A 20,491-nucleotide genomic window follows, 5' to 3' on the forward strand; every position below is an offset into this window, starting at 1 on the left:
CATGGCTGGGAACGCGGCACCGGGGGATCCGGAACACGGATGGGACGCGTTGCGGGAGCAGGCCGGGCGGCACGCGGGATACTTCACCACCCGACAGGTACTGCGCACCGGATGTGAGGTCCGGATCCGCGACGGATTACGCGACGGCAGCGTGCTGCGGTCGGGGGTGGGGCTGCTACGGCTGGCCGACTGGCCCGACGGGCCGCTGGACGAGTACGCCATGTGGTCGGCCTGGTTCGACGGGGCGGCCGCCGTCTCCCACCACAGCGCCGCCGAACTGCACGGGCTGGGCCGGCTGCGGCCGCGGTTCGTGCACCTGTCGGCGCGGGTCGGGCGGTTCCCGCTGTCGCCGCGGCTGGTGGTGCTGCGGCGCAGTTTCGCGCGCAAGGACGTGGAATCGGCGGGCGCGTTCCTGGTGACGACGCCGCTGCGCACCGTCATGGATCTGGCCGAGGCCGGGATCGGGCAGGCCGCCCTGGACGAGGTGGTCTCCGACGCGGTCGCCATCCACCGGTGCGCGCGGGCCGAGATCCGTTCCGCCAGTGCGGCTCTGGACCCGGCCACCGCGGCCCGGCTGCAACGCGCGCTGGCTCGCGCGCAGGAAGATCACCGGTAGCGTTCGCCGGACGGCATTCCGGGGAGCGCGGCGTGCGGGTTTCGAGTTTTGCGGGCGCGCGATTCGTGGCAGGGTGACTGGTATGGGGACCGGTGCTGGCGTGTGGGATCTGGTGTTTCCGCCGGGCCCGCCCGAACGGATCGCGGACATGTTCTCGGCCGCCGTCGTCGCCGACGCGATCCGGCCCTACGACGCCGACCTGGCGCAATCCGTGGAGACCTGCCGCGACTGGCGGCACGGCTACCACCGCGTCTTCCGGGGCATGACGGCGCTGGCGATCAGCGCGCCCGAGATCTCGATCGGCATGGCCGAGGCCGGACTGCGCTCGGTGCGGCACATGCTGCGGTTCACCGTCGGCCGCACGGTCGCGGCCCTGGACACCGTCGACGTGGACGCCGCGGCCGACGGCGCCGGGCTGGAGACCGCCGCGGTGGCCGGCGAGGCCGCGGCGGTGAAGCGGCTCGAGGTGCCGTGGCGCGGATTGCTGCTGGCCGAGGACGCGCTGCGGCTGCGCCTGGCCGAATGGCAGACCCACGGCATCCTGGAAGCCGATTTCGTGGCCGCGATCGAGCGGGTCATCGACCATCCGGAGTGGCTGGCGCTGCCCGGTTTCCGGGTCACCGTGACCGGCGCGGGCGCGGAACTCGGTCCGCTGCGGCCGCTGCTGAACTGGGGCGCGGAAGTGCTCGCGGTCGATCGGCCGGGGCGGGTGCGCTGGGAGCGGCTGCGGGCGGCCGCCAAGTCCGGCGCGGGGGTGATGCGCTACCCCGTCGCGGACGGCGAACCCGGTGTCGACATCTCCCGAGGCTTTCCGGCTCTGGCGCAATGGATCACCGCGCACAGTGACGCGCGGCCGGTGCTCGGGCTCTACGCCGGGCTGCCCGGTGCCGCCGGGGTGCGGCTGGCGGTGGCCTCCGATGTACTCGCCGACGCGGTGCTGCGGCATCACCCCGATGCGGCGCTGGCCATGCTGGGCTCGCCGACCGACACCTACGCGGTTCCGGCCTCGGTGGTGGCGGCGGCCCGGGATCACCTGGCGCAGCGCGGTTTCCGCGGCAATGCGCAGGATCTGCTGCACCGGGTCGCGCCGCGCTCGCTGTACCGGCTCAACTACACCCGCCCGATCTTCGACACCGAGGGCGGCGCGTGGGGGCTGTTCGACAACCTGCCCGCGCTGGCCGGGCCGGATTACGCACTGGCGCAACGGTTGCCGCGCTGGCGGGCGGTGCTGGCCGCCGCGGCGGGCTGCCCGGTGTCGTTCACGGTGGCCCCGCCGGCCTGGACCCGCGGTCTCGCCCGCGAGAACGGCTGGCGCGCGGCCGCGTACCGGGCGTCCTCCCGCTTCGGCATCGAGATCTTCGACCCCGCCACCGCGCGAACCCTGCTCGCCGCGAAGCTGGTCGCCGACCTGTACGCGCCCGACGAGCCGCGAATCTCCAACCCGGAAGCGCTGTTCGCGGCGGGCGCCGCCCACGGCGGTCTGTGGCGGCAGCCCTTCGCACCGCGGTCGCTGCTCGCTCCGGCCGCGGTCTCCGGCATGGTGCGGGACCTGCTCCACAAGCTCCACTGATCCGCGCGTGGGTACCCGCGGATCAGTGCAGCCTGCGGTCGGCCACTGGTGCCCCGTCGGGGGCCGGAGTGTGGGGACCATAGGGGGACAGGGTAACTCGCGGGACTCGCTCAGGGCAGCGGCGCGACGGCGGACCACGGCACCGTCAGAGTGTTGTCCCGCAGGCGGCGGCGGTAGGCGCGGAGCGGAAAACCCTGCTCGCGCAGCAGGTTCGCGGCGTGGCGCCAGCGGACGCGGGGGCCGTAGGGGGCCAGCGGCGCGGCGACGGACCAGGCGCGGTCGGCGGCGGTCAGCAGGGTGTGGATGGGTTCGCCGGGGATATTGCGGTGGATGAGGGCCTTGGGGAGGCGTTCGGCGATGTCGGAGGGCGTGTCGACGGTGAAGGGGTCCCAGGCCAGGGTGAGGGACAGCGGGCGGGTGCGATCCAGGAGGACCCAGGCGCAGCGGCGGCCGAGTTCGTCGCAGGTGCCGTCGAGGAGCAGGCCGTCGGGGGCCAGCCCGGACTGGATGGTCGACCAGGCTTCGGGGACAGCGGATTCCGGATACTGGCGCAGCACGTTGAAGGCGCGCACCAGGGTCGGTCGCAGACCCGCGAGTTCGAAACCGCCGCGGGCGAACACCACTCCGTCCCGGCCCGGGACCACCCGTTCGGGATCGATCTCCAGGCCGACCACGCGGAGATCGGGCCGCACGGTCCGCAGCCGGGCCGCCAGCTCCAGGGTGGTGACCGGGCTGGCCCCGTAACCGAGATCCACCACCAGTGGATCCGCGGCGTCCAGCAATCTTCCGGTGACGAGCGGGTCGTGCGTCATCCACCGGTCCCCGCGGCGCAACCGGTTGATCCCGGTGGTGCCACGGGTGATCGTGCCGATGGGTTTGGTTACCCGACGGGGTGCTGCTGATCCAGCCAAACCTTCGTCACCTCGGCTTCGGCGCGGAACAGGTCCACCAGATTCACCAGCATGAGCTGTTCGAGCCTGCGCCCGAGGAACGGAACATTGACCTGGGCCCGCGAGGAGGTGCGCAGGGTGCAGCCGGTCTCGGTGGGAAACAGCCGCATGCTGCCGCCGAGAGTGCCCGGGCTGCCGGGGATTTCGGCGGTGTAGGCGCCGGTCACCTCGGGACCGTACGGCCCGTAGGTTTCCCGGCGGGTGATCACCATGTCCTTGTGCACCACCATCTGCGCCATCTCGGGCAGGGTGTCGCGGGGCAGCACGTGACGTAGTTCGACCGTGATGCCGTCGTCGCCGGACTCCAGGCTGACGATGTCGTTCGGGGAATGCTTGCGCAGTTCCTCGATGCGGGCGTCCCAGTGCTCACGGTTCGTCATCGCCGCGTACACCTGGTGGGTGGTGTGCAGCGAATACCGCGCGGAATAGTCGAGTCGGCGGGCCACGATCGCTCAGGTTACTGCCGGGCGACCTCGGTCAGTGAGAACTCAGCCAATTGTCGGTGAACTCGGCCTCGCGCTCCAGCAGTTCGGTGAGGTGCTGCTGGATGGCCGCCTCGATCTTCTTGCCGAACAGCGGGATCTTCACCTCGATGGTGGCGTCGACCACGAAGGTGGAGCCGGTGCCGTCCTCGGTGACGGTGAGGCTGCCGGTGATGGTCGCGGGCGCGCCGTCCACGTATGCCTCGACGGTGCCGCCGCTGCCGTGCCAGATCTCGGTGCGCGGAATCGTCAGGCCGTCGGGCTTGATCGCGGTGATCTGGGCGGGCAGTTCCGCGGCCGGGATGGTCTGGACCATGTCGACACGCACCTGGTCACCGTTGATGGCGAGGCTCTCGATGCGAGCGTTGGGGCCGCCGACCGCCTCGATGCGGTCCTTCCAGTACTGCTCGTTCGCGAACGCAGCGCGCACCGCGGCCATGGGATGTGTCGAGTGCCCAGTGAAGGCCAGAGGTGTCGCCATGGTCGGACACGCTACCGTCTGTGCCTGTGCGTACTTCTCGGGTGGTGTCGTTCGACGACCTGCGGGACCTGCTGGCGGCGACCGGTGCGCGGCTGCGTGCCGGGGTCCCGCTGGCGGAACTGACGACCCTGCGGGTCGGCGGCCCGGCCACGGTGGCCGACTGCGAGACCACCGAAGCACTGGTGGCGACGGTCCGGGAACTGGACGCGGCCGGGATTCCGGTGCTGCTCGTCGCGGGCGGCTCCAACCTGCTCATCGGTGACGACGGCTTCGACGGGGTCGTGGTGCGGATCGCCACCGACGGCGTGGAGATCGGAGCGGACTCGGTGCTCGCCGAGGCGGGCGCGAACTGGGACGCGGTGGTGGCGGCCACGGTGGCGGCCGGGCTCGGCGGCCTCGAATGCCTGTCCGGCATCCCGGGTTCCGCGGGCGCCACACCGGTGCAGAATGTCGGCGCCTATGGCGTCGAGGTGGCGAGTTTGCTGCGCAGGGTGCGCTTGCTGGACCGGGCCACCGGGGAGATCCGCTGGGTCGCGCCCGAGGAGCTCGGATTCGGGTACCGCACTTCGATTCTCAAGCACAGTTCCGCCGCGGTGGTGCTGGCCGTCGAATTCGCGCTGCGCGCGGACGGTTCCAGCGCGCCGCTGGGGTACCGGGAACTGGCCGGCGCGCTGGGCGCGGCCGAGAGCGAGTCCCGGCCGGCCGCCGATGTGCGCGAGGTGGTGCTGCGGTTGCGGGCGGGCAAGGGCATGGTGCTGGACCCGGCCGATCACGACACCTGGAGTGCCGGTTCGTTTTTCACCAATCCCGTTATTCCGGACGAGCGGGTGGAAGCCGTGCGCGCCGCGATCGCCTCACATCTCGGCGCGGATGTAACCGTGCCCACCTACCCGGCCGAGGGCGGGGTAAAATTCTCGGCGGGCTGGCTCATCGAGCGCGCCGGCTTCGCCAAGGGCTTTCCGGGCGACGGGTCTCCGGCGCGGTTGTCGACCAAACACACGCTGGCGCTGACCAATCGAGGCGCGGCTACCGCGACCGATCTGGCGACCCTCGCCCGCACGGTTCGCGAAGGGGTTGCCGAGCGCTTCGGCATCGAGCTGGAACCCGAACCCGTGACCGTGGGAGTGAGCCTGTAGCGGGTGGTGTCCACCACCAGTACAGCGTCCGGGATACACGGTTTGCGGGGGTAGGGTCGAACAAGTGAGTAATCGAGGACTGTCCCGCCGGTCGGCCATGCGTGCCGCACTGGTGGCGTCGACAGCGGTCATCGCGGCGGCCTGCTCGTCGTCGAACAAGAACGGCGGCACGGCCAAACCTGCCGAACCCGTCGCGACCGTGAAATTGGAACCGGCCGCCGGCGCCGAGCAGGTCAACCCGACCACGCCGGTCACCGTCACCGTCACCAACGGGCGGATCGACCAGCTGGCGCTGACCAATGCCAATGGCAAACAGGTAGCCGGCACATTCGATGCCACTCGCAGCAAATTCACGGTGAACGAGCCGCTCGGCTACGGCGTCACCTACACCTGGTCCGGCACCGCCATCGGCACCGACAACAAGCCGGTCGCCATCGACGGCAAGTTCAGCACCGTCAACCCCAAGAAGACCGCTCCCGCCACCGTCAATATCGGCGACGGGCAGGAGGTCGGCATCGCCGCGTCGATCATGCTCCAGTTCAAGGGGCACGTCGAGAACAAGGCAGCCGTCGAGAAGGCGCTCACCGTCACCGCCACCCCGGCCACCGAGGGCTCCTGGGCCTGGCTGCAGGACGACAACGGCGGCTCGCGCGCGCACTGGCGGCCCCGCGAGTACTGGCAGCCCGGCACCACCGTGCACCTCGGCGCCAAGCTGTACGGCCTGGACATGGGCGGCGGTCTGTTCGGCGACTCCGACCTCACCTCCGACTTCCGCATCGGCCGCGCCCAGATCGTGAAGGCCTCCGCGCCCAGCCACCGCGTCCAGGTGGTGCGGGACGGCGCGACCATCTTCGACTTCGCGTGCAGCTACGGCGAGGGCAACGAGGACCGCAATGTCACCCGCTCCGGCATTCACGTGGTGACGGAGAAGTACGAGGACTTCATGATGTCGAATCCGCCGTTCTACACGAACGTGCGGGAACGCTGGGCCGTGCGCATCTCGAACAATGGCGAGTTCATTCACGCCAATCCGCAATCGGCTTCCGCCCAGGGCAATTCGAACGTCACCAACGGCTGCATCAACCTCAGCACCGCCGATGCCCAGGCCTACTTCCCGACCGCGCTCTACGGCGATCCGGTCGAGGTCACCGGCACCCGTATCCAGCTGTCGGCGGCCGACGGCGACATCTACGACTGGACCATCGACTGGGAGACCTGGAAGGGCCTGTCCGCCCTGCAGGGCGAACCGCACAACCAGATCTCGGCCACCCCGCTCGCGCCCCAGCCGGTCGGCGGTCGCTGACCGCTCGAATCGCGCGCCCGCGACCGCCGGGTTAGGGTCCTCGCCGAGTAACGCCGTGGTGAGGAGCGTCCATGGTCGCGGGCCGAAAGGGAGCGGCGGCAACGGATTCCGGGCGCGCCCTGAGTCCTTCGGAGCGATGGTTCTGGATCATCGACCGGATGTCGCCGGCCAACTGCACCGCGCGCGTCCGCGTCGACGGGCGGATTCCGGTCGGGCGGCTGGAATCCGCGGCGGCGATCCTGGTCGCGGAATATCCGCTACTGCGGATGGGCATTTCGGACAATGTGGGCAGTGATCCGTGGTTGCGCCCACTACCCGCACCGCGAATTCCGGTGCGGCGGATCCAATCCCGTGATTCCGGGGACTGGGTGCGCGTGGTCGACGCCGAAATCGCCGAACCCATCGACATCGCGAACGGCTTGGCGCGCATCACCGACATCGTCGCCGGGGCGGATTCCGACGGCGAAAACCACGAGATCGTTCTGACGATCTCCCACATCATCGCGGACGGCCGCTCCCTGCTGGCGTTGCTGCGCAAGCTGATCGACTACGCGTCGGATCCGCCCGGGCCGGTAGCCACGCGGCCTCCGGTCCCGGCCGCGGACGACCTGATTCCCCGGGGCGCGCGCGGCTTCCGCCGCTGGGCGCACACCACCTTGGCCGACCAGATCGGCGCGCTGGTGCGGCGACCACAACGGCTGACCGGCACGGTGGCGGCGTTGTCCGAGCGGCGGACCAGGGTCGTGCACCGGGTGCTCGGCCGGGAAGCGCTGGCCTCCTTGATCATCGATTGCCGCCGAGCCGGGGTGACCGTGCACGCGGCCCTGGCGGCCGCGGTCGCCGACGTCATCGGCGAGGGGGAATCCGGGTTGATCGACGCCGAGGCGCCCCGGGAGATCCCGACTGCGGCTGCCGAGGCGGCGGGGGGTGCGGAGCCCTCGGGAGGCCGGTGCACGACGTCCGGGCCGGGCGCGAGGACAGCGGCGCGTCGGGTCTCGAGGTTCGGACCTCGGGAGGGCCTGGCGATCGGCGCGCGGGATGCCGGGGCGGCCCGCGGGCGCGGTGCCGTGGGAGTCGGGTCGCCGGTGGATTTCCGGGAATCGCTCAGTCCGCGTGTGGATTCGGAGGAGCTGGGGGTGTACGCACCGGTGCTGGTCGGGTTCGTGCCGTTCGGGCGCGGTGTTTCGCTGTGGGAGGCGGCGCGGGCGGTGAAGCGGCAGTTGGATCGTGGCGTGCGGCAGGGGCGGCATCTGGCGACGGTGGCGGGGATGCGGTTCGGGACGCCGCGCACCCTGGAATCCGGGCGGCGGCTGGCGGAACTGGTGGATCGGCGTGCGCCGTGGAATGTGTCGGTCACGAATCTGGGGCGGGTCGAGTTTCCGGAAAAGGCCGGGGCGTGGCGGCTTTCGGGGTTACGGGTGGCCGCGTCGAATTCGTGCGTGAGCGTCATGACGGTCGCGGTCACGACGGCGCACGCCGAGATGTACCTCGGGTTCTGCCATGCCGAACCGGCGTTGCCGGCGGCGCGGGCGGAGGCTTTCGCGGACGCGGTGCTGGCCGTGCTGGCGCGGCGGCCGGATCCGTCAGCGCCGTTGCAGGCGGGCGCGTAGTTCGGCGCGGTCGGGCTTGCTGGTGCGGCCGGCCACGGGGATCTCGTCGACCAGGACGATGTCGTCGGGCAGGGCGGAAACGTCGATGAGGGCGGGTAATTCGCGGCGGAGGCGGGCCTCGACGTCGGTGGCGTTCAGGTCGGCGACGACGGCCAGGACGATGCGCTCGTCGCCGATCTCGTCGGGGATGCCGATCATGACGGCCTCGCGGACGCCCTCGACGCCCACGATGGCCGGTTCGTACAGCCCCGGATAGATATTGGTCTTGCCGCGGATCATCATGTCCTTCTTGCGGCCCATCAGGACCAGGGTGCCGCCGTCGAAGCGGGCCAGGTCGCCGGTGGCGATCTCCTTCAGCGGGGGTTCGCCGAGGTAACCGCGGCACAGGTTGGGGCCGGAGAGGATGAGTTCGCCGTCGTCGGCGATGCGCGCGTCCACGCCGTCGCACGGGAAGCCGAGCGGGTCGCCCGCCCCCTCGAAGGCGAGTTTGTCGGCGCCGGAAGTGATTGCCACCGGCAGGATCTCGGTCATGCCGTAGACAGCCAGGAATTCGGTGCCGGGGAGGGCGGCGCGGGCGCGGCGCAGCAGCGCGGTGGTGACGGGCGCGCCGCCGAGGGAGATCTCCTCGAGGTGGGCCGGTGCGGTCAGCCGCCCGGCGTCGACGGCGTCGAGGATCACCGCCAGGTCGGCGGGGGTGAGGAAGGCGTGGGTGGCGCTGTCCGGGCTGCCCGCCGGGCCGAGGGTGCGGGCGAAGCCGAGCGGATCGACGTGGGTGCTGAAGCGGGGATAGCGCGGCATGGACCAGCGCGCCCCCTCCAGCACCGCGGGCACGCCCATCATCAGCTGCTCGGTGTGCAGGTGGGAGCCGGGCATCAGGGTGGTGGAGCCCGCCACGGCGGCCAGGCCCGCGCCCAGCGAACCGCGGGTGTGCACCACGGCTTTCGGGTCCGCGGTGGTGCCGGAGGTGAAGACGATGAGCGCCTCGGCGTCGGGATCCTCGACCGGCGCGTCCACGACGGCGCCGGTGGCGGGGCCGGACCAGCCGGGTTCGGAGCCGATCAGGCGGCCGAGCGGGATGGAGCCGCGCGGTGTCCCGGGGAGGCGCGGGCCGCTGTGGATGTGGCGCACCGGCAGCCGCCCGAATTCCGGTAGCGAGAGGCCGAGCCGGCGGCCGTACTTCTGGAGCGGCCCGCTCAGCAGGTAGAGCAGTGATTCGGTGGCGGCCCAGACGGGTTTCACCAATTCCAGTCGGCGCGCGAACAATTCGGGACCGACGCCGGGGTCGACGAACACGATGCTGCCGCCCGCCGCGATGGTCCCGAACACCAGCACCACCGCGTCCACGCAGGGCCGGATGGAGAACAGCATCCGGTCGCCGGGCTCGAAGCCCTTGCTGTGCAGGCGTTTCACCACCAGGCGGATGCGGGCGTCGAGTTCGGCGAAGCTCAGCGGCCGTTCGCCGATCATGCCGAGGGCGGGGGCGTCGGGGGTGCGCAGCACCTGCTCACGCAGCAGCGCGACGAAATCCTCGCCCGTCGACGGGTATCCAGACGTCACCGGATGTCCACCAGCTCCGGTTTGTAGCGGTGGTCGGCGTACCAGGCGAGGGTCTTGCGCACACCCCAGGCTTTCACGCGCCGATTGGACCCGTACACCCGCACGTCGCGGCGCAGCCCGTAGTCGGTGGTGAGCGTGCGGACCGCGTTCACCAGGGCCCGGTCCTCGTGCAGTTCCTCGATGGCGGTGCGCGGGAAACCGCCCGCGGCCTCGTACAGTTCGGCCGTGATGGCCATATTGCAGCCGGGCGTCATGACGTACGGGCCCAGGTAGCGCGGATCCTGGTTGCCGGGCCGGAGTTTCCCGAACTGCGAGGCCACCTCGAGGGCGACCCGGATGACGGTGCGGTCCAGCAGGCTCACGCCCTCGTCGGTGCGGGGGATGAGCTGACCGCTGACCAGGCGCAGGCCGGAGTCGAAGGCGGCCCGGATCCGCGCGGTCCAGTCGGGGGCGGGCAGGCAGTCGGCGTCGGTGCGGGCCAGGCGGGTGGCCCCGGCCGCGATGGCGTGGCGCATGCCGGTGTCGGCGGCCGCGCCGGTGCCCTTGTGTTCCTCGGTGATGATCTCGATCCGCGGCTCCGGATGCGCGAGGGCGAAGTCGCGCACCACCTTCACGGTGGCGTCGGTGGAGTTGTTGTCCACCACCACGACGGTGAAGTCCCGGTCCCGCTGCCCGGCGAGTGCCGCCAGGGTGGCGGTGATGCCGTGTTCCTCGTTGTAGGCGGGCACGATCACCCACAGGTCGTTCATGGCTCTCCCGGCGGAATTACTTACCGCGACTTACGGTTTCGGCAGGCGGTACGCGATGGCGGCGGCCGACGGGCCCGCCCCGGCGGCCACGAACAAGGCTACGGCGGCGTGGTCGAGACCGCCGCTGTCGCGGGCCGCCAGGAACGCGACGGGCAAGGCCGAGGTGTGGGCGTCGCCGCCGGAGTCGTCGGCGCTGACCGCCTCGGGGGCGATGCCCAAGCGCTCGGCGAGCCGGGCCGGGAAGTCGGGGGTGGGTCGCCCGCAGATCAGCATCGTGCGGTCCAGGGGCGCGTCCGCCACCTCGAGGGCTTCGGTCGCGGCCGAGACCGCGTGGCGCAGGAGCGCTTCGACGTCGGCGGGGCGGTGCACCGTGATGGCGGACCGGCCGGTCGTCCCCATCTCCGGGAGCCGCACGAATCCCTCCGACGCGGGCCGTCCGTCGGTGGCGCTGATGTGCAGCGCCCCGAATCCGGCCGGGCCCGCGGCCTTCTCCAGCAGCATGGCCGCACCCACCGGCTTGATCGGGAAACCCGGCTGCGGCCGCGGCGATGTCGACGGGTGCGCGTCGCCGGATACCAGTAGCACCTGGTGGACGGTCGGCGCCTCCAGCAGCGCCTGACCGACCTGGATGGCATTGAGAATGCCGCAGGCCCCGTTCATCAGGTCGAAGGACAGGCAGGGCACATCGCCGCTGCGATACTCCAGCCCGATGCCCACCTGCTGCTGGATCAGCGCGGACATGGCCGGTTCCACCATGTTGGAGTCGCGGTAGACGCCGGTGTTGATCAGCGCGTCGATCCGCTCGGGCGTGCTGCCCGCCTCCGCGATGGCCCGGCGCGCGGCGGCCGCCGCCTGCTCGATCGAACTGCCGCCACCGATTTCGGTGACGATGGAAGAAATCACGATTCCCATACCGCATCACACCCGCAGGTCGCCGAGCGTCACCGACAGAAACCCGGCCACGACGCCGGAAGCCGCGGGGACCATCAGTACTTTCGCCCCGGACGCTATCCGCTGTTGTTTGAGCGCGTCATGTAAAACCACGAAATGCGAGGTCGACGCGGTGTTGCCGTACCGGTCCAGCACCATGAGCGCGGGCGGTATCGGGGCGTCGAATTCGCGTTCGGCGATCTTGGACACCAATTCCACCGCGGGCGCGCTGAATTGATGGTGGATCACGTGGTCGTAGCCCTCCGCCGCGAAATCGCTGCCCCGCGCGGCCAGGAAGTCCCGCTGCCGGGTGGTCCACAGCAGATAGCGGGCCTCGTTGTGCATGGCCCGGTTGTCGGTGTAGAGCGCGATACCGGAACTGCGGTCGCTCGGCATGCCCAGGCACAACTGCGCGAATCCGGCGCTGGTATTGAGTTCGACGTAGTCGATGCCCTCGTCGGCGGTGCCGTCGCCGTCCAGCACCACCGCGGCCGCGCCGTCGCCGACGGTGAGGGACGCGAACTGCGGATCGTATTTCTCCGACATCTCGCGCACCGCGGTATCGGAGATCGGGGTGATGTACTCGCCGGAGACCACCAGGCCGCGCCGCACCATTCCCGCGCGAATCATCCGGTCCAGCACCAGAACTCCGCTCATCATGCCCGCGCAGGCATTGGAGACGTCGAAATGGATGGCTCCGGTCGCGCCGAGTTCGTTGCGTAGCATGAGCGCGAACGAGGGTTCCACGCAGAATTCGTCACCGCGAATACGCGTGATGGAGCAGGAGATGACGACATCCAGATCGGCGGCGTCGTAGCGGGAATTGTCGAGGGCGGTCCGGGCCGCGGCCATCGCCACGGTGAAGGAGTCCTCGTCCTCGGCGCAGCGGCGGCGGTGCCGCACGCCGCTGATCCGCTCCAGGTCGATGGGGGAGTCGACGGCCAGCTGGGCCAGCAGCTCCGCGGTCGATATCTCGGTGGCGGGCAGGTACGACCCGACCGCCTCGATGCGTGATCTCACCATGTTTCGCTCCAAGCCGCCCTCGGTTGCGGGGGACGCTAGCAGCGGCCGGCGCGCGGATTCCGATTTTGAAGAATCCGTGATTCAGATCATGGGGGCCGTGAACTGCGATGCGGGGCAACGCAACTACGCCGCGCCGCGCACCACGGTCAGGAACGACGCGCGAAACGCCCCGGCCCGGCCTGATCCCGCGGCGTCACCGTGATGGTGTCCAGATTGACGTGCGGCGGGCGGGACGCCACGAAACCCACCACTTCCGCGATGTCCTGCGCCACCAGCGGATCGATGCCCTGATACACACTCGCCGCACGCTCGGCGTCACCCGCGAACCGCACCAGCGAGAACTCCGTCTCCACCGCGCCCGGCGCGATCTCGGTCAGCCGCACCGGCTGCCCGAGCAGCTCACCGCGCAGCGTCCGGTGCAGCACCGCCTGCGCGTGCTTGGCCGAGGTGTACCCGGACCCGTTGTCGTAGGCGTGGAAGGCGGCGATCGAGGTGATGGTGACGATCAGGCCGTCGCCGGAGGCGATCAGCTTGGGCAGCAGCGCCTTGGTGAGCCGCAGCGTGCCCAGCACATTGGTCTCCCACATCCAGCGCCAGTCGTCCAGATCGGCCTCGAGCACCGGGGCCAGGCCCTTCGCGCCACCGGCATTGTTGACCAGCACGTCGCACCGCTCGACCGCCTCGGTGAACGCGCGCACCGACTCCTCGTCGGTCACGTCCAGGGCCAGCGGGGTGCCGCCGATCTCCTCGGCCAGCTTCTCCAGCCGCTCCACCCGCCGTGCGCCCACGTAGACGTGGTACCGCTGCTTGGCGAGTTCGCGGGCGGTTGCCTCGCCGATACCCGAACTGGCTCCGGTCACCACAGCGGTACGAGTGCTCATGCCTCCGAGCTTAGGCAGAAGCCCTGGCCTGCCCCTTCTCGGCCCGCGCCCGCCGCAGGCGCCGCGGCGGGGGCGAGATCCCGGCGGCGCTGCCGGTTAGCCTCACTCCTATGGCGATTCGGGAAGCAGTGAGCGCGGACGGCACGACCATCGTTTACCGGGTGACGGGTCCGGAAGGGGCGCGGCCGCTGGTGCTGCTGCACGGCTGGTCGGGGAATCTGTGCTGCTGGGGACGCTCGGCCGACCTGCTCGCCGAGCAGTTCCGGGTGATCGCGGTGGACCTGCGCGGGCACGGCTACTCCGACGCCCCCGCGACCGGCTACGACGATCCGAAGAACTGGGCCGCCGATGTCGCCGCCGTGTTCGCGGCCGAGGACATCACCGCCGGCGCGCTGCTGCTGGGCTGGTCGTACGGCGGCATCGTCGCCTCCGACTACCTCACCGCGCACGGCACCGCGGCCCTCGCGGGCGTCGTCTACACCGGTTCGCAGGCCAATATCGGCCGCGGCGTGCCCGGCGCGGAGACCGGGCCCGGCATGGCCAAGGCCATTCCCGACGTGTTCGACGAGAGCGCGGGCAAGGCCATGCGCGGTTTCGCCGCCTTCGGCAATGCCAATACCGGCCCCGGCCGGGACAAGGGCGTGGACGCCCAGCGGCTGTTCGGCGGCAGCATCGCCACGCTGCCCCGGGTCCGCAAGGCGCTGTTCTACCGGACGGTCGACAACACCGACACCCTGCGCGGCCTCGACATCCCCGTGCTGGTGCTGCACGGCACCGCTGACCCGGTGGTTCCCATCGAGAACGGCCGCCACATCGCCGCCTCCGCGCCCGACGTGCGGACCTCGTACTGGGAGGGCGCCCAGCACGGTCTGTTCATCGAGGATCCGGAGCGATTCGCCGCCGAAATCGCCGCTTTCGCGCGAGACCTGCGGTGATAGCGGTATTGCATTCACATCGACGAATATCCTTGTGAGTCAGGTCACTTGGGAAGGTAACCCGTGCATGGGGCGTTGTAACCCCCGTGCACACTGGAGTGGTGAGTCAACGCCCGGAGCTACGGCCCAATCGGATTGCCGTGCTATCGGTGCATACGTCGCCCTTGGCGCAGCCCGGAACGGGCGATGCGGGCGGCATGAACGTCTACGTTCTGCAGACCGCCCTCGAACTGGCCCGCCGCGGCACCGAGGTGGAGATCTTCACCCGCGCCACCTCCTCCAATGACGAACCCGTCGTCGAGGCCGCGCCCGGCGTGCTGGTCCGCAATGTGGTCGCCGGGCCCTTCGAGGGGCTCGACAAGTTCGACCTGCCCACCCAGCTGTGCCCCTTCGCCGCGGAGGTGTTGCGCACCGAGGCGCGCAACCTGCCCGGCCACTACGACCTGATCCACTCGCACTACTGGCTGTCCGGCCAGGTCGGATGGCTCGCGCGGGACCGCTGGCGGGTGCCGATGGTGCACACCGCGCACACCCTGGCCGCGGTCAAGAACGCCTTCCTGGCCGAGGGCGACTGCCCCGAGCCCGCGGTCCGCGAGATCGGCGAGAAGCAGATCGTCGCCGAGGCCGACCGGCTGGTCGCCAACACCGGCGAGGAGGCCCGCCAGCTCGTGGAGCTCTACGGCGCCGACCCCGAGCACATCGACGTGGTGCTGCCCGGCGCCGACCTGAGCCGCTATCACCCCGGCGACAAGCTCGCCGCCCGCGCCGAGCTCGGCCTGCGCGCCGACGAGCGGATCGTCGCCTTCATCGGCCGCATCCAGCCGCTCAAGGCCCCCGACGTGCTGGTTCGCGCCGCCGCGCACCTGCTCGCCGAGGAGGCCGCGCAGCCGGTGCCGCCCACGCGGCCGCTGCGCGTGGTGATCGTGGGCGGGCCCTCCGGCAGCGGGCTGGAACGGCCCAACGCGCTCATCGAACTCGCTGCGGCCCTGGGCATCTCGGATCGCGTCACCTTCCTGCCGCCACAGCCCGCGCACCGGCTGGTGCAGGTGTACCGCGCCGCCGACCTGGTCGCGGTGCCCAGCTACAACGAGTCTTTCGGCCTGGTCGCCATCGAAGCGCAGGCCAGCGGCACCCCGGTGCTGGCCGCGGACGTGGGCGGGCTCGGCACCGCCGTCCGCGACGGCGTCTCCGGCCTGCTGGTTCCCGGCCACCGGACACCGGACTGGGCGGACGCGCTGCGCAGCATGCTCGACGACCCGGTCCGGCTCGAACTCATGGGTGCGGCGGCCGTCGAGCACGCGGCCAACTTCTCCTGGGCGCACACCGCCGACGGGCTGCTGGACAGCTACTCGGCCGCGTTGTCGCAGGCTCGGGGCAATCGGGTGCGCGGTAGCCTGCATACTGATCGCGCAAGAGCACTGACACGGCCGGCGGTCAGCCCGAGGTCGGCACGCGGGGAGGCTGACCTGGCATGGCGGCGGCGGACGGGAGCGGTACGCAGATGAGTGAGTTCGAGCGCGACTGGACGCCGCGCCCGCACGCCAGCAGCGGTGGTTTGAACGACGAAACCGCCCGGGCCACGGCGCAACTCATCGACGACACGCTCCGCGACCGCGAGATCGAGTACTCGCGCGAGGCGCCCGACCTGTTCGCGGTGGTGCTGCCCGGCGAGCGCAAGCTCAAGACCGTCATCGGCGTCGGCGTCGGCAAGCACGGCGTGCGGATGGAATCCTTCGTCTGCCGCAAGCCCGACGAGAACTTCGAGGGCGTCTACAAATTCCTGCTGCGCCGCAATCGCCGCCTCTACGGCGTCGCCTACACCATCGACCGGGTCGGCGACATCTACCTGGTCGGGCGCATGTCCAACGACCGCGTCACCTCCGACGAACTGGACCGCTGGTTCGGCCAGATCCTCGAGGCCGTCGACGCCGACTTCAACACCCTGCTCGAACTCGGCTTCGCCGAATCCATTCGCAAGGAATGGAAATGGCGGGTCTCGCGCGGCGAATCGCTGAAGAATCTGCGCGCCTTCGAACACCTCATCGAGGACGCCGACACGCTGCCCCGTATGCCAGGGTGAGAACTGATTTCGTGCCGGTCGGGTAACTTGTCGGGACGTCCACACCAGGTTCGGCTCACCACCGCGGGCACGCAATGCCAACCCGGACGAATCTGAGCCGTGCGCTGAAGTCTCGGAGAGGCGGGGGAGTCATGGTGGCGCTTGCGCTGGATATCGGAGCGACCAAATTCGCGGCCGCCCTGGTCGATTCGACGGGTGCGCCCGAGAAACCCCGACGCGTCGCTGTACCCGAATCCGGGGTGTGGGCGGCCTGCCGTGAACTATTGAGCACCGTGGCCGCCGGGGAAACGGTGACCGCGGTCGGGATCGGGTCCGCGGGCCCGGTGGACGTCACCGCCGGGGTGTGCGGTCCGCTCAATATTCCGGAATGGGCCGACGGCTTCCCCGTGGTCGACGCGGTGCGGAAAGTGTTCCCCGCGGCCGAGATTCGCTTCGCCCTCGACGGGGCCTGCCTGGCGCTGGCCGAACACCGGCTCGGCGCGGCGCGCGGCGCGACCAACGCGCTCTGCCTGACCGTGTCCTCGGGCATCGGCGGCGGGATCATCAGTGACGGCCGGGTCGTCATGGGCCGCACCGGCAATGCCGGACACGTCGGCCACATCGTGGTGCCCGGCAACGAAGAGCCCTGCGCCTGCGGTGGATTCGGCTGCGTGGAGGCCGTCGGCAGCGGCAAGTCCGCGGTGCGCTGGGCCCGGCGGCAGGGGTGGGAGGGCCAGACCGGAGTGGAACTGGCGCAGGCCGCGCGCGACGGGGAGCCGCTCGCCATGGAAGCCCTCGCCCGGGCCGGCGCCGCCATCGGGACCGCGGTCGCCTCCGCGGCCGCGTTGCTCGACACCGATCTGGTCGTCATCGGCGGCGGCTTCGCGCAGTCCGGGGAGCCGCTGTGGCAGCCGCTGCGCGCGGCGGCGCTCGGTCACGCCCGCCTGCGCTTCCTGCGGGAACTGCGGGTCGTTCCCTCCGAACTCACTGATCAGGCCACCCTGCGGGGCGCGGCGCTGCTCGTGGGAGGATGACCCCATGACGTACACCCTCGTTTTGCTGCGCCACGGCGAGAGCGAATGGAATGCCCTCAACCTGTTCACCGGCTGGGTGGATGTTCGCCTCACCGACAAGGGTGTCGCGGAAGGCAAGCGCGCCGGCGAGCTGCTCGCCGAGCACGGGATTCTGCCGGACATCGTCTACACCTCGCTGCTGCGCCGCGCGATCAGCACCGCCAACAACGCCCTCGACGCCTGCGACCGCCACTGGATTCCGGTGGTTCGCGACTGGCGTCTGAACGAGCGCCACTACGGCGCTCTCCAGGGCAAGAACAAGGCGGAGATCAAGGAGCAGTACGGCGAGGACCAGTTCATGCTGTGGCGCCGCAGCTACGACACCCCGCCGCCGCCGATCGAGGTCGACAGCGAGTACAGCCAGGACGGCGACCCGCGCTACGCGGGCATCGAGGTCCCCGCGACCGAGTGCCTCAAGGACGTCGTCGCCCGGATGGTCCCGTACTGGGAGGACACCATCGCGACCGATGTGCGTTCCGGCAAGACCGTTCTGGTTGCCGCGCACGGTAATTCGCTGCGCGCGCTGGTGAAGCACCTGGAGAACATCTCCGACGAGGACATCGCCGGGCTGAACATTCCGACCGGCATTCCGCTGAAGTACGAGCTCGACGAGAACCTGCGCCCGCTCGGCGCCGGTGTCTACCTCGACCCGGAGGCCGCCGCGGCCGGCGCCGCCGCCGTCGCGAACCAGGGCGGGAAATAGAGAGGACAACTCTCGTAACTCTCGGGGGCTTCGCCCCTGAAACCCTCGAAACGCCCGGGGAGGCTTCGGCCTGAAACCCCCGAAACAATGGCCCGCCCAATGACATTGGGCGGGCCATTGTCATCAATACATTCCAGTGTGATAGGCGTCTCACTACGCGACCGTAAGGTATTTCCATGTCGCGCAAAACAATTTGCCATAGTGTCGGCAATTCGAAGATGTATCTGTAACCGGGGTTTGCAACTTACTGTGCGGTAGATATGCTGCTGGGCGTTCGACCACCTGCGAGAGGTAGATCACGTTCGATGAAGCACGCGCTACAGGCCACGGTTTTAGCCGCCACGGCCGCTCTGCTCCTGCCTTTGACCGGCATCACCGCCGATGCCATCATCCCGACCGGACCCGATGGCGGCGCCGCCGGCGCCGCCTGGACCGCCGCCGAGGACGGGCCGCAGCAGTACCCCAACGTCTTCATCGAATGGGACGTCCCGATCACCATGAGTGACGGCACCGTCCTCAAGGGCAACGTCTACCACCCGGCCGACGCCGCGGGCCGACCCGTCGACACCCCGACGCCGACCGTGCTGAACATGACGCCCTACACCAAGCTGGTGTCGAACGTCGCCGACAGCGCCTTCTCCATTCCGGGCCTGTCCGACGCGCTTCTGAACGTCTTCCGCAACATCCACCTCGACGGCACTCCGCTCACCGGCTTCGGTGAACTGCTGAACGCGGCGGGCAACGGCGAACTCCGCAACTTCTCCGTCGACCGCCAGCTCATCAAGTCCGGGTACACGCAGGTCGTCGTGGACGTGCGCGGCACCGGATTCTCGCAGGGCGAATGGGACATGCTGCGCGGCCGCGAACAGCAGGACACCGTCGAGACCATCGACTGGGCGTCCAGGCAGCGCTGGTCCAACGGCCGTATCGGCATGAGCGGGCTGTCCTACAGCGCCATCAACCAGGTGCAGGCCGCCGAGAAGCAGCCGCCCGCGCTGAAGGCCATCTTCCCGATCGTGCCCGGCAGCGACCTCATCGACGACGTGCTCGCGCCCGGCGGCGGCTTCGGTTTCAACTTCATCCCGCTGTGGCTGAGCGCCATCAACGGCCTCAAGTGGGTGCCGGACCTGGCCTCCATCGCCGCGGGCACCTTCGACTTCAAGTGGTTGCAGGATCGTGTCAACGACCCCTTCGGCTACCTCGACGTGCTGATGTCGGCCTACACCTCCACCACCATGGACAGCCTCGACCCGCGCGTGAAGGACATGCTCAACGGGTTCACCCAGGACCGCCAGGACTGGCTCGGCGACCCCAGCCGCATCCAGATCCCGACCTTCGTCACCGGCGGCTGGCACGACCTGTTCACCTACTCGGAATCCAAGATCTACAACCAGATTCCGCTGCCGCCCGGCCAGAAGCAGCTGCTCATGGGCAACACCTACCACGTCACCTCCGGTGCGGACGTCAACCGCGTCGGCGCCCCGCCGCGCCTGGACGTGCTGCAGCGCGCCTGGTTCGACAAGTGGCTCAAGGGCATCGACAACGGCATCGACGCCTACGGGCCGGTGACCCTCAAGACGCAGGGCGGCGGCTGGAACACCCAGGGCGGATTCGGGCCCACCGCACCGGCTTCCGAGGCCGCCGACTACCGGCGCATGTACTTCTCCGCGCAGCCCTCCGGCACCGCGAACAGCCTGCACGACGGCTCGCTCACCGCGGCCGCCAACAGCGACGGTGACCGGCTCACCGTCGCGCCCGGCCTGTCCACCGTCTGCTCCAACGACGCCGCCCAGGCCACCGCGGGCATCCTCAACCTGATCGACGGCTGCTCCAAGGACTCCCGCGTCGCCGAGACCAACGCGCTCACCTTCACCAGCGCGCCGGTCGCCGAGGCCACCACCATCTCGGGCCCGATCGCGGTGCACCTCAATACCGTTCAGGACGCCGCCGACGGCTACTGGACCGTCACCGTCAACGACGTCGCCCCCGACGGCCAGTCCACCGTGCTGACCTCCGGCGAGCTCATGGCCTCGCTGCGCCAGGTCGACGAGGACCGCAGCAGCCGCTCCCCGAACGGCGACTACACCGACCCGCGCGCCTTCACCTCGCTGGACAAGCGCCAGGAGACCGTGCCCGGCGAGGCCACCACCCTCGACATCGCCCTCGGCGGCACCCAGGCCGTCCTGCAGCCGGGCCACCGCCTGCGCGTGGACGTGTTCGCGGGCAACTTCCCCAAGGGCCTGCCCATCCTCCCGATGCTCATCGACACCGGTCTCAGGCCGCAGCACCTGCAGCTCGACCCGGACCGTCCGAGCTTCGTGAACATCCCGGTCCGCGGCAACACCGGCTGGTGACACCGCCCTACCGGGATTGAATCCCCGAGCGTGCACAACGGCGTGCACGCCCGGGGTTTTTTTTCTTTCCGGCCGCATG

General features: G+C 70.2%; 19 protein-coding genes. 11 read left to right on the forward strand and 8 right to left on the reverse strand.

The window, feature by feature from the left end:
• The first annotated feature begins 1 nt into the window (after nucleotide 1).
• The gene (locus ACFYTS_RS07860) at nucleotides 2-616 is read left to right on the forward strand and encodes a hypothetical protein (RefSeq protein ID WP_357281913.1); all 615 of its coding nucleotides are present in this window, start codon (nucleotides 2-4) and stop codon (nucleotides 614-616) included.
• 82 nt (nucleotides 617-698) lie between these two features.
• Nucleotides 699-2,186, forward strand: coding sequence for a hypothetical protein (locus tag ACFYTS_RS07865; RefSeq protein WP_387302197.1), 1,488 nt, complete (start codon nucleotides 699-701; stop codon nucleotides 2,184-2,186).
• Nucleotides 2,187-2,296: 110 nt separating this feature from the next.
• Here ACFYTS_RS07865 and ACFYTS_RS07870 read toward each other — a convergent pair whose 3' ends face one another.
• From ACFYTS_RS07870 to ACFYTS_RS07880, 3 genes are all read right to left on the reverse strand, one after another.
• A complete protein-coding gene (locus ACFYTS_RS07870; protein WP_387302199.1) occupies nucleotides 2,297-2,998 on the reverse strand; it encodes a class I SAM-dependent methyltransferase in 702 nt (233 codons plus the stop codon).
• A 68-nt stretch (nucleotides 2,999-3,066) separates the two neighbouring features.
• Nucleotides 3,067-3,582: a DUF2505 domain-containing protein gene (locus ACFYTS_RS07875; RefSeq protein WP_357281909.1), complete on the reverse strand. Its 516-nt coding sequence runs from the start codon at nucleotides 3,580-3,582 to the stop codon at nucleotides 3,067-3,069.
• A 31-nt stretch (nucleotides 3,583-3,613) separates the two neighbouring features.
• Nucleotides 3,614-4,099 carry a DUF2505 domain-containing protein gene (locus ACFYTS_RS07880; protein ID WP_357281907.1) on the reverse strand — a complete coding sequence of 162 codons (486 nt, stop codon included), beginning with the start codon at nucleotides 4,097-4,099 and terminating at the stop codon, nucleotides 3,614-3,616.
• Between the two features lie 44 nt (nucleotides 4,100-4,143).
• Between ACFYTS_RS07880 and ACFYTS_RS07885 the strand changes: the two genes are divergently transcribed.
• From ACFYTS_RS07885 to ACFYTS_RS07895, 3 genes are all read left to right on the forward strand, one after another.
• On the forward strand, nucleotides 4,144-5,235 hold the full coding sequence (locus tag ACFYTS_RS07885) for a UDP-N-acetylmuramate dehydrogenase (protein ID WP_387302843.1): 1,092 nt from the start codon (nucleotides 4,144-4,146) through the stop codon (nucleotides 5,233-5,235).
• Nucleotides 5,236-5,332: 97 nt separating this feature from the next.
• A complete protein-coding gene (locus ACFYTS_RS07890; protein ID WP_387302845.1) occupies nucleotides 5,333-6,538 on the forward strand; it encodes an Ig-like domain-containing protein in 1,206 nt (401 codons plus the stop codon).
• A gap of 71 nt (nucleotides 6,539-6,609) precedes the next feature.
• Complete coding sequence (locus ACFYTS_RS07895) at nucleotides 6,610-8,148, forward strand: hypothetical protein (RefSeq protein WP_387302201.1); 1,539 nt, start codon at nucleotides 6,610-6,612, stop codon at nucleotides 8,146-8,148.
• On the opposite strand, the gene ACFYTS_RS07900 is transcribed toward ACFYTS_RS07895, so the two are convergent.
• The 5 genes from ACFYTS_RS07900 to ACFYTS_RS07920 all read right to left on the reverse strand — a co-directional run bounded on the left by ACFYTS_RS07900 (nucleotide 8,122) and on the right by ACFYTS_RS07920 (nucleotide 13,288).
• Nucleotides 8,122-9,705: a class I adenylate-forming enzyme family protein gene (locus ACFYTS_RS07900; RefSeq protein WP_387302203.1), complete on the reverse strand. Its 1,584-nt coding sequence runs from the start codon at nucleotides 9,703-9,705 to the stop codon at nucleotides 8,122-8,124. The genes ACFYTS_RS07895 and ACFYTS_RS07900 overlap by 27 nt on opposite strands.
• Nucleotides 9,702-10,454: a glycosyltransferase family A protein gene (locus tag ACFYTS_RS07905; RefSeq protein ID WP_357281903.1), complete on the reverse strand. Its 753-nt coding sequence runs from the start codon at nucleotides 10,452-10,454 to the stop codon at nucleotides 9,702-9,704. The genes ACFYTS_RS07900 and ACFYTS_RS07905 overlap by 4 nt, the downstream gene beginning before the upstream one ends.
• A 30-nt stretch (nucleotides 10,455-10,484) precedes the next feature.
• Nucleotides 10,485-11,366 carry a hypothetical protein gene (locus ACFYTS_RS07910; protein WP_387302205.1) on the reverse strand — a complete coding sequence of 294 codons (882 nt, stop codon included), beginning with the start codon at nucleotides 11,364-11,366 and terminating at the stop codon, nucleotides 10,485-10,487.
• A 6-nt stretch (nucleotides 11,367-11,372) separates the two neighbouring features.
• On the reverse strand, nucleotides 11,373-12,407 hold the full coding sequence (locus ACFYTS_RS07915; protein WP_357281899.1) for a 3-oxoacyl-[acyl-carrier-protein] synthase III C-terminal domain-containing protein: 1,035 nt from the start codon (nucleotides 12,405-12,407) through the stop codon (nucleotides 11,373-11,375).
• Between the two features lie 146 nt (nucleotides 12,408-12,553).
• Nucleotides 12,554-13,288, reverse strand: a complete 735-nt coding sequence (locus ACFYTS_RS07920) for an SDR family NAD(P)-dependent oxidoreductase (RefSeq protein ID WP_387302207.1) — start codon at nucleotides 13,286-13,288, stop codon at nucleotides 12,554-12,556.
• 110 nt (nucleotides 13,289-13,398) lie between these two features.
• On the opposite strand from ACFYTS_RS07920, the gene ACFYTS_RS07925 reads away from it, so the two are divergent.
• The 6 genes from ACFYTS_RS07925 to ACFYTS_RS07950 all read left to right on the forward strand — a co-directional run bounded on the left by ACFYTS_RS07925 (nucleotide 13,399) and on the right by ACFYTS_RS07950 (nucleotide 20,412).
• On the forward strand, nucleotides 13,399-14,223 hold the full coding sequence (locus ACFYTS_RS07925; protein ID WP_357281896.1) for an alpha/beta hydrolase: 825 nt from the start codon (nucleotides 13,399-13,401) through the stop codon (nucleotides 14,221-14,223).
• A gap of 101 nt (nucleotides 14,224-14,324) precedes the next feature.
• The gene (gene mshA / locus ACFYTS_RS07930; protein WP_357281895.1) at nucleotides 14,325-15,728 is read left to right on the forward strand and encodes a D-inositol-3-phosphate glycosyltransferase; all 1,404 of its coding nucleotides are present in this window, start codon (nucleotides 14,325-14,327) and stop codon (nucleotides 15,726-15,728) included.
• A complete protein-coding gene (locus tag ACFYTS_RS07935) occupies nucleotides 15,725-16,303 on the forward strand; it encodes a YbjN domain-containing protein (RefSeq protein ID WP_357281893.1) in 579 nt (192 codons plus the stop codon). The genes mshA and ACFYTS_RS07935 overlap by 4 nt, the downstream gene beginning before the upstream one ends.
• Before the next feature lie 131 nt (nucleotides 16,304-16,434).
• Complete coding sequence (locus tag ACFYTS_RS07940; RefSeq protein WP_387302210.1) at nucleotides 16,435-17,316, forward strand: ROK family protein; 882 nt, start codon at nucleotides 16,435-16,437, stop codon at nucleotides 17,314-17,316.
• Between the two features lie 4 nt (nucleotides 17,317-17,320).
• On the forward strand, nucleotides 17,321-18,058 hold the full coding sequence (locus ACFYTS_RS07945) for a phosphoglyceromutase (RefSeq protein WP_357281890.1): 738 nt from the start codon (nucleotides 17,321-17,323) through the stop codon (nucleotides 18,056-18,058).
• Between the two features lie 305 nt (nucleotides 18,059-18,363).
• The gene (locus ACFYTS_RS07950; protein ID WP_387302212.1) at nucleotides 18,364-20,412 is read left to right on the forward strand and encodes a CocE/NonD family hydrolase; all 2,049 of its coding nucleotides are present in this window, start codon (nucleotides 18,364-18,366) and stop codon (nucleotides 20,410-20,412) included.
• Nucleotides 20,413-20,491 lie beyond the last annotated feature (79 nt).

Origin of the sequence: Nocardia sp. NPDC004151, assembly GCF_042874235.1 — a bacterium.
Classification (GTDB): Bacteria; Actinomycetota; Actinomycetes; order Mycobacteriales; family Mycobacteriaceae; genus Nocardia.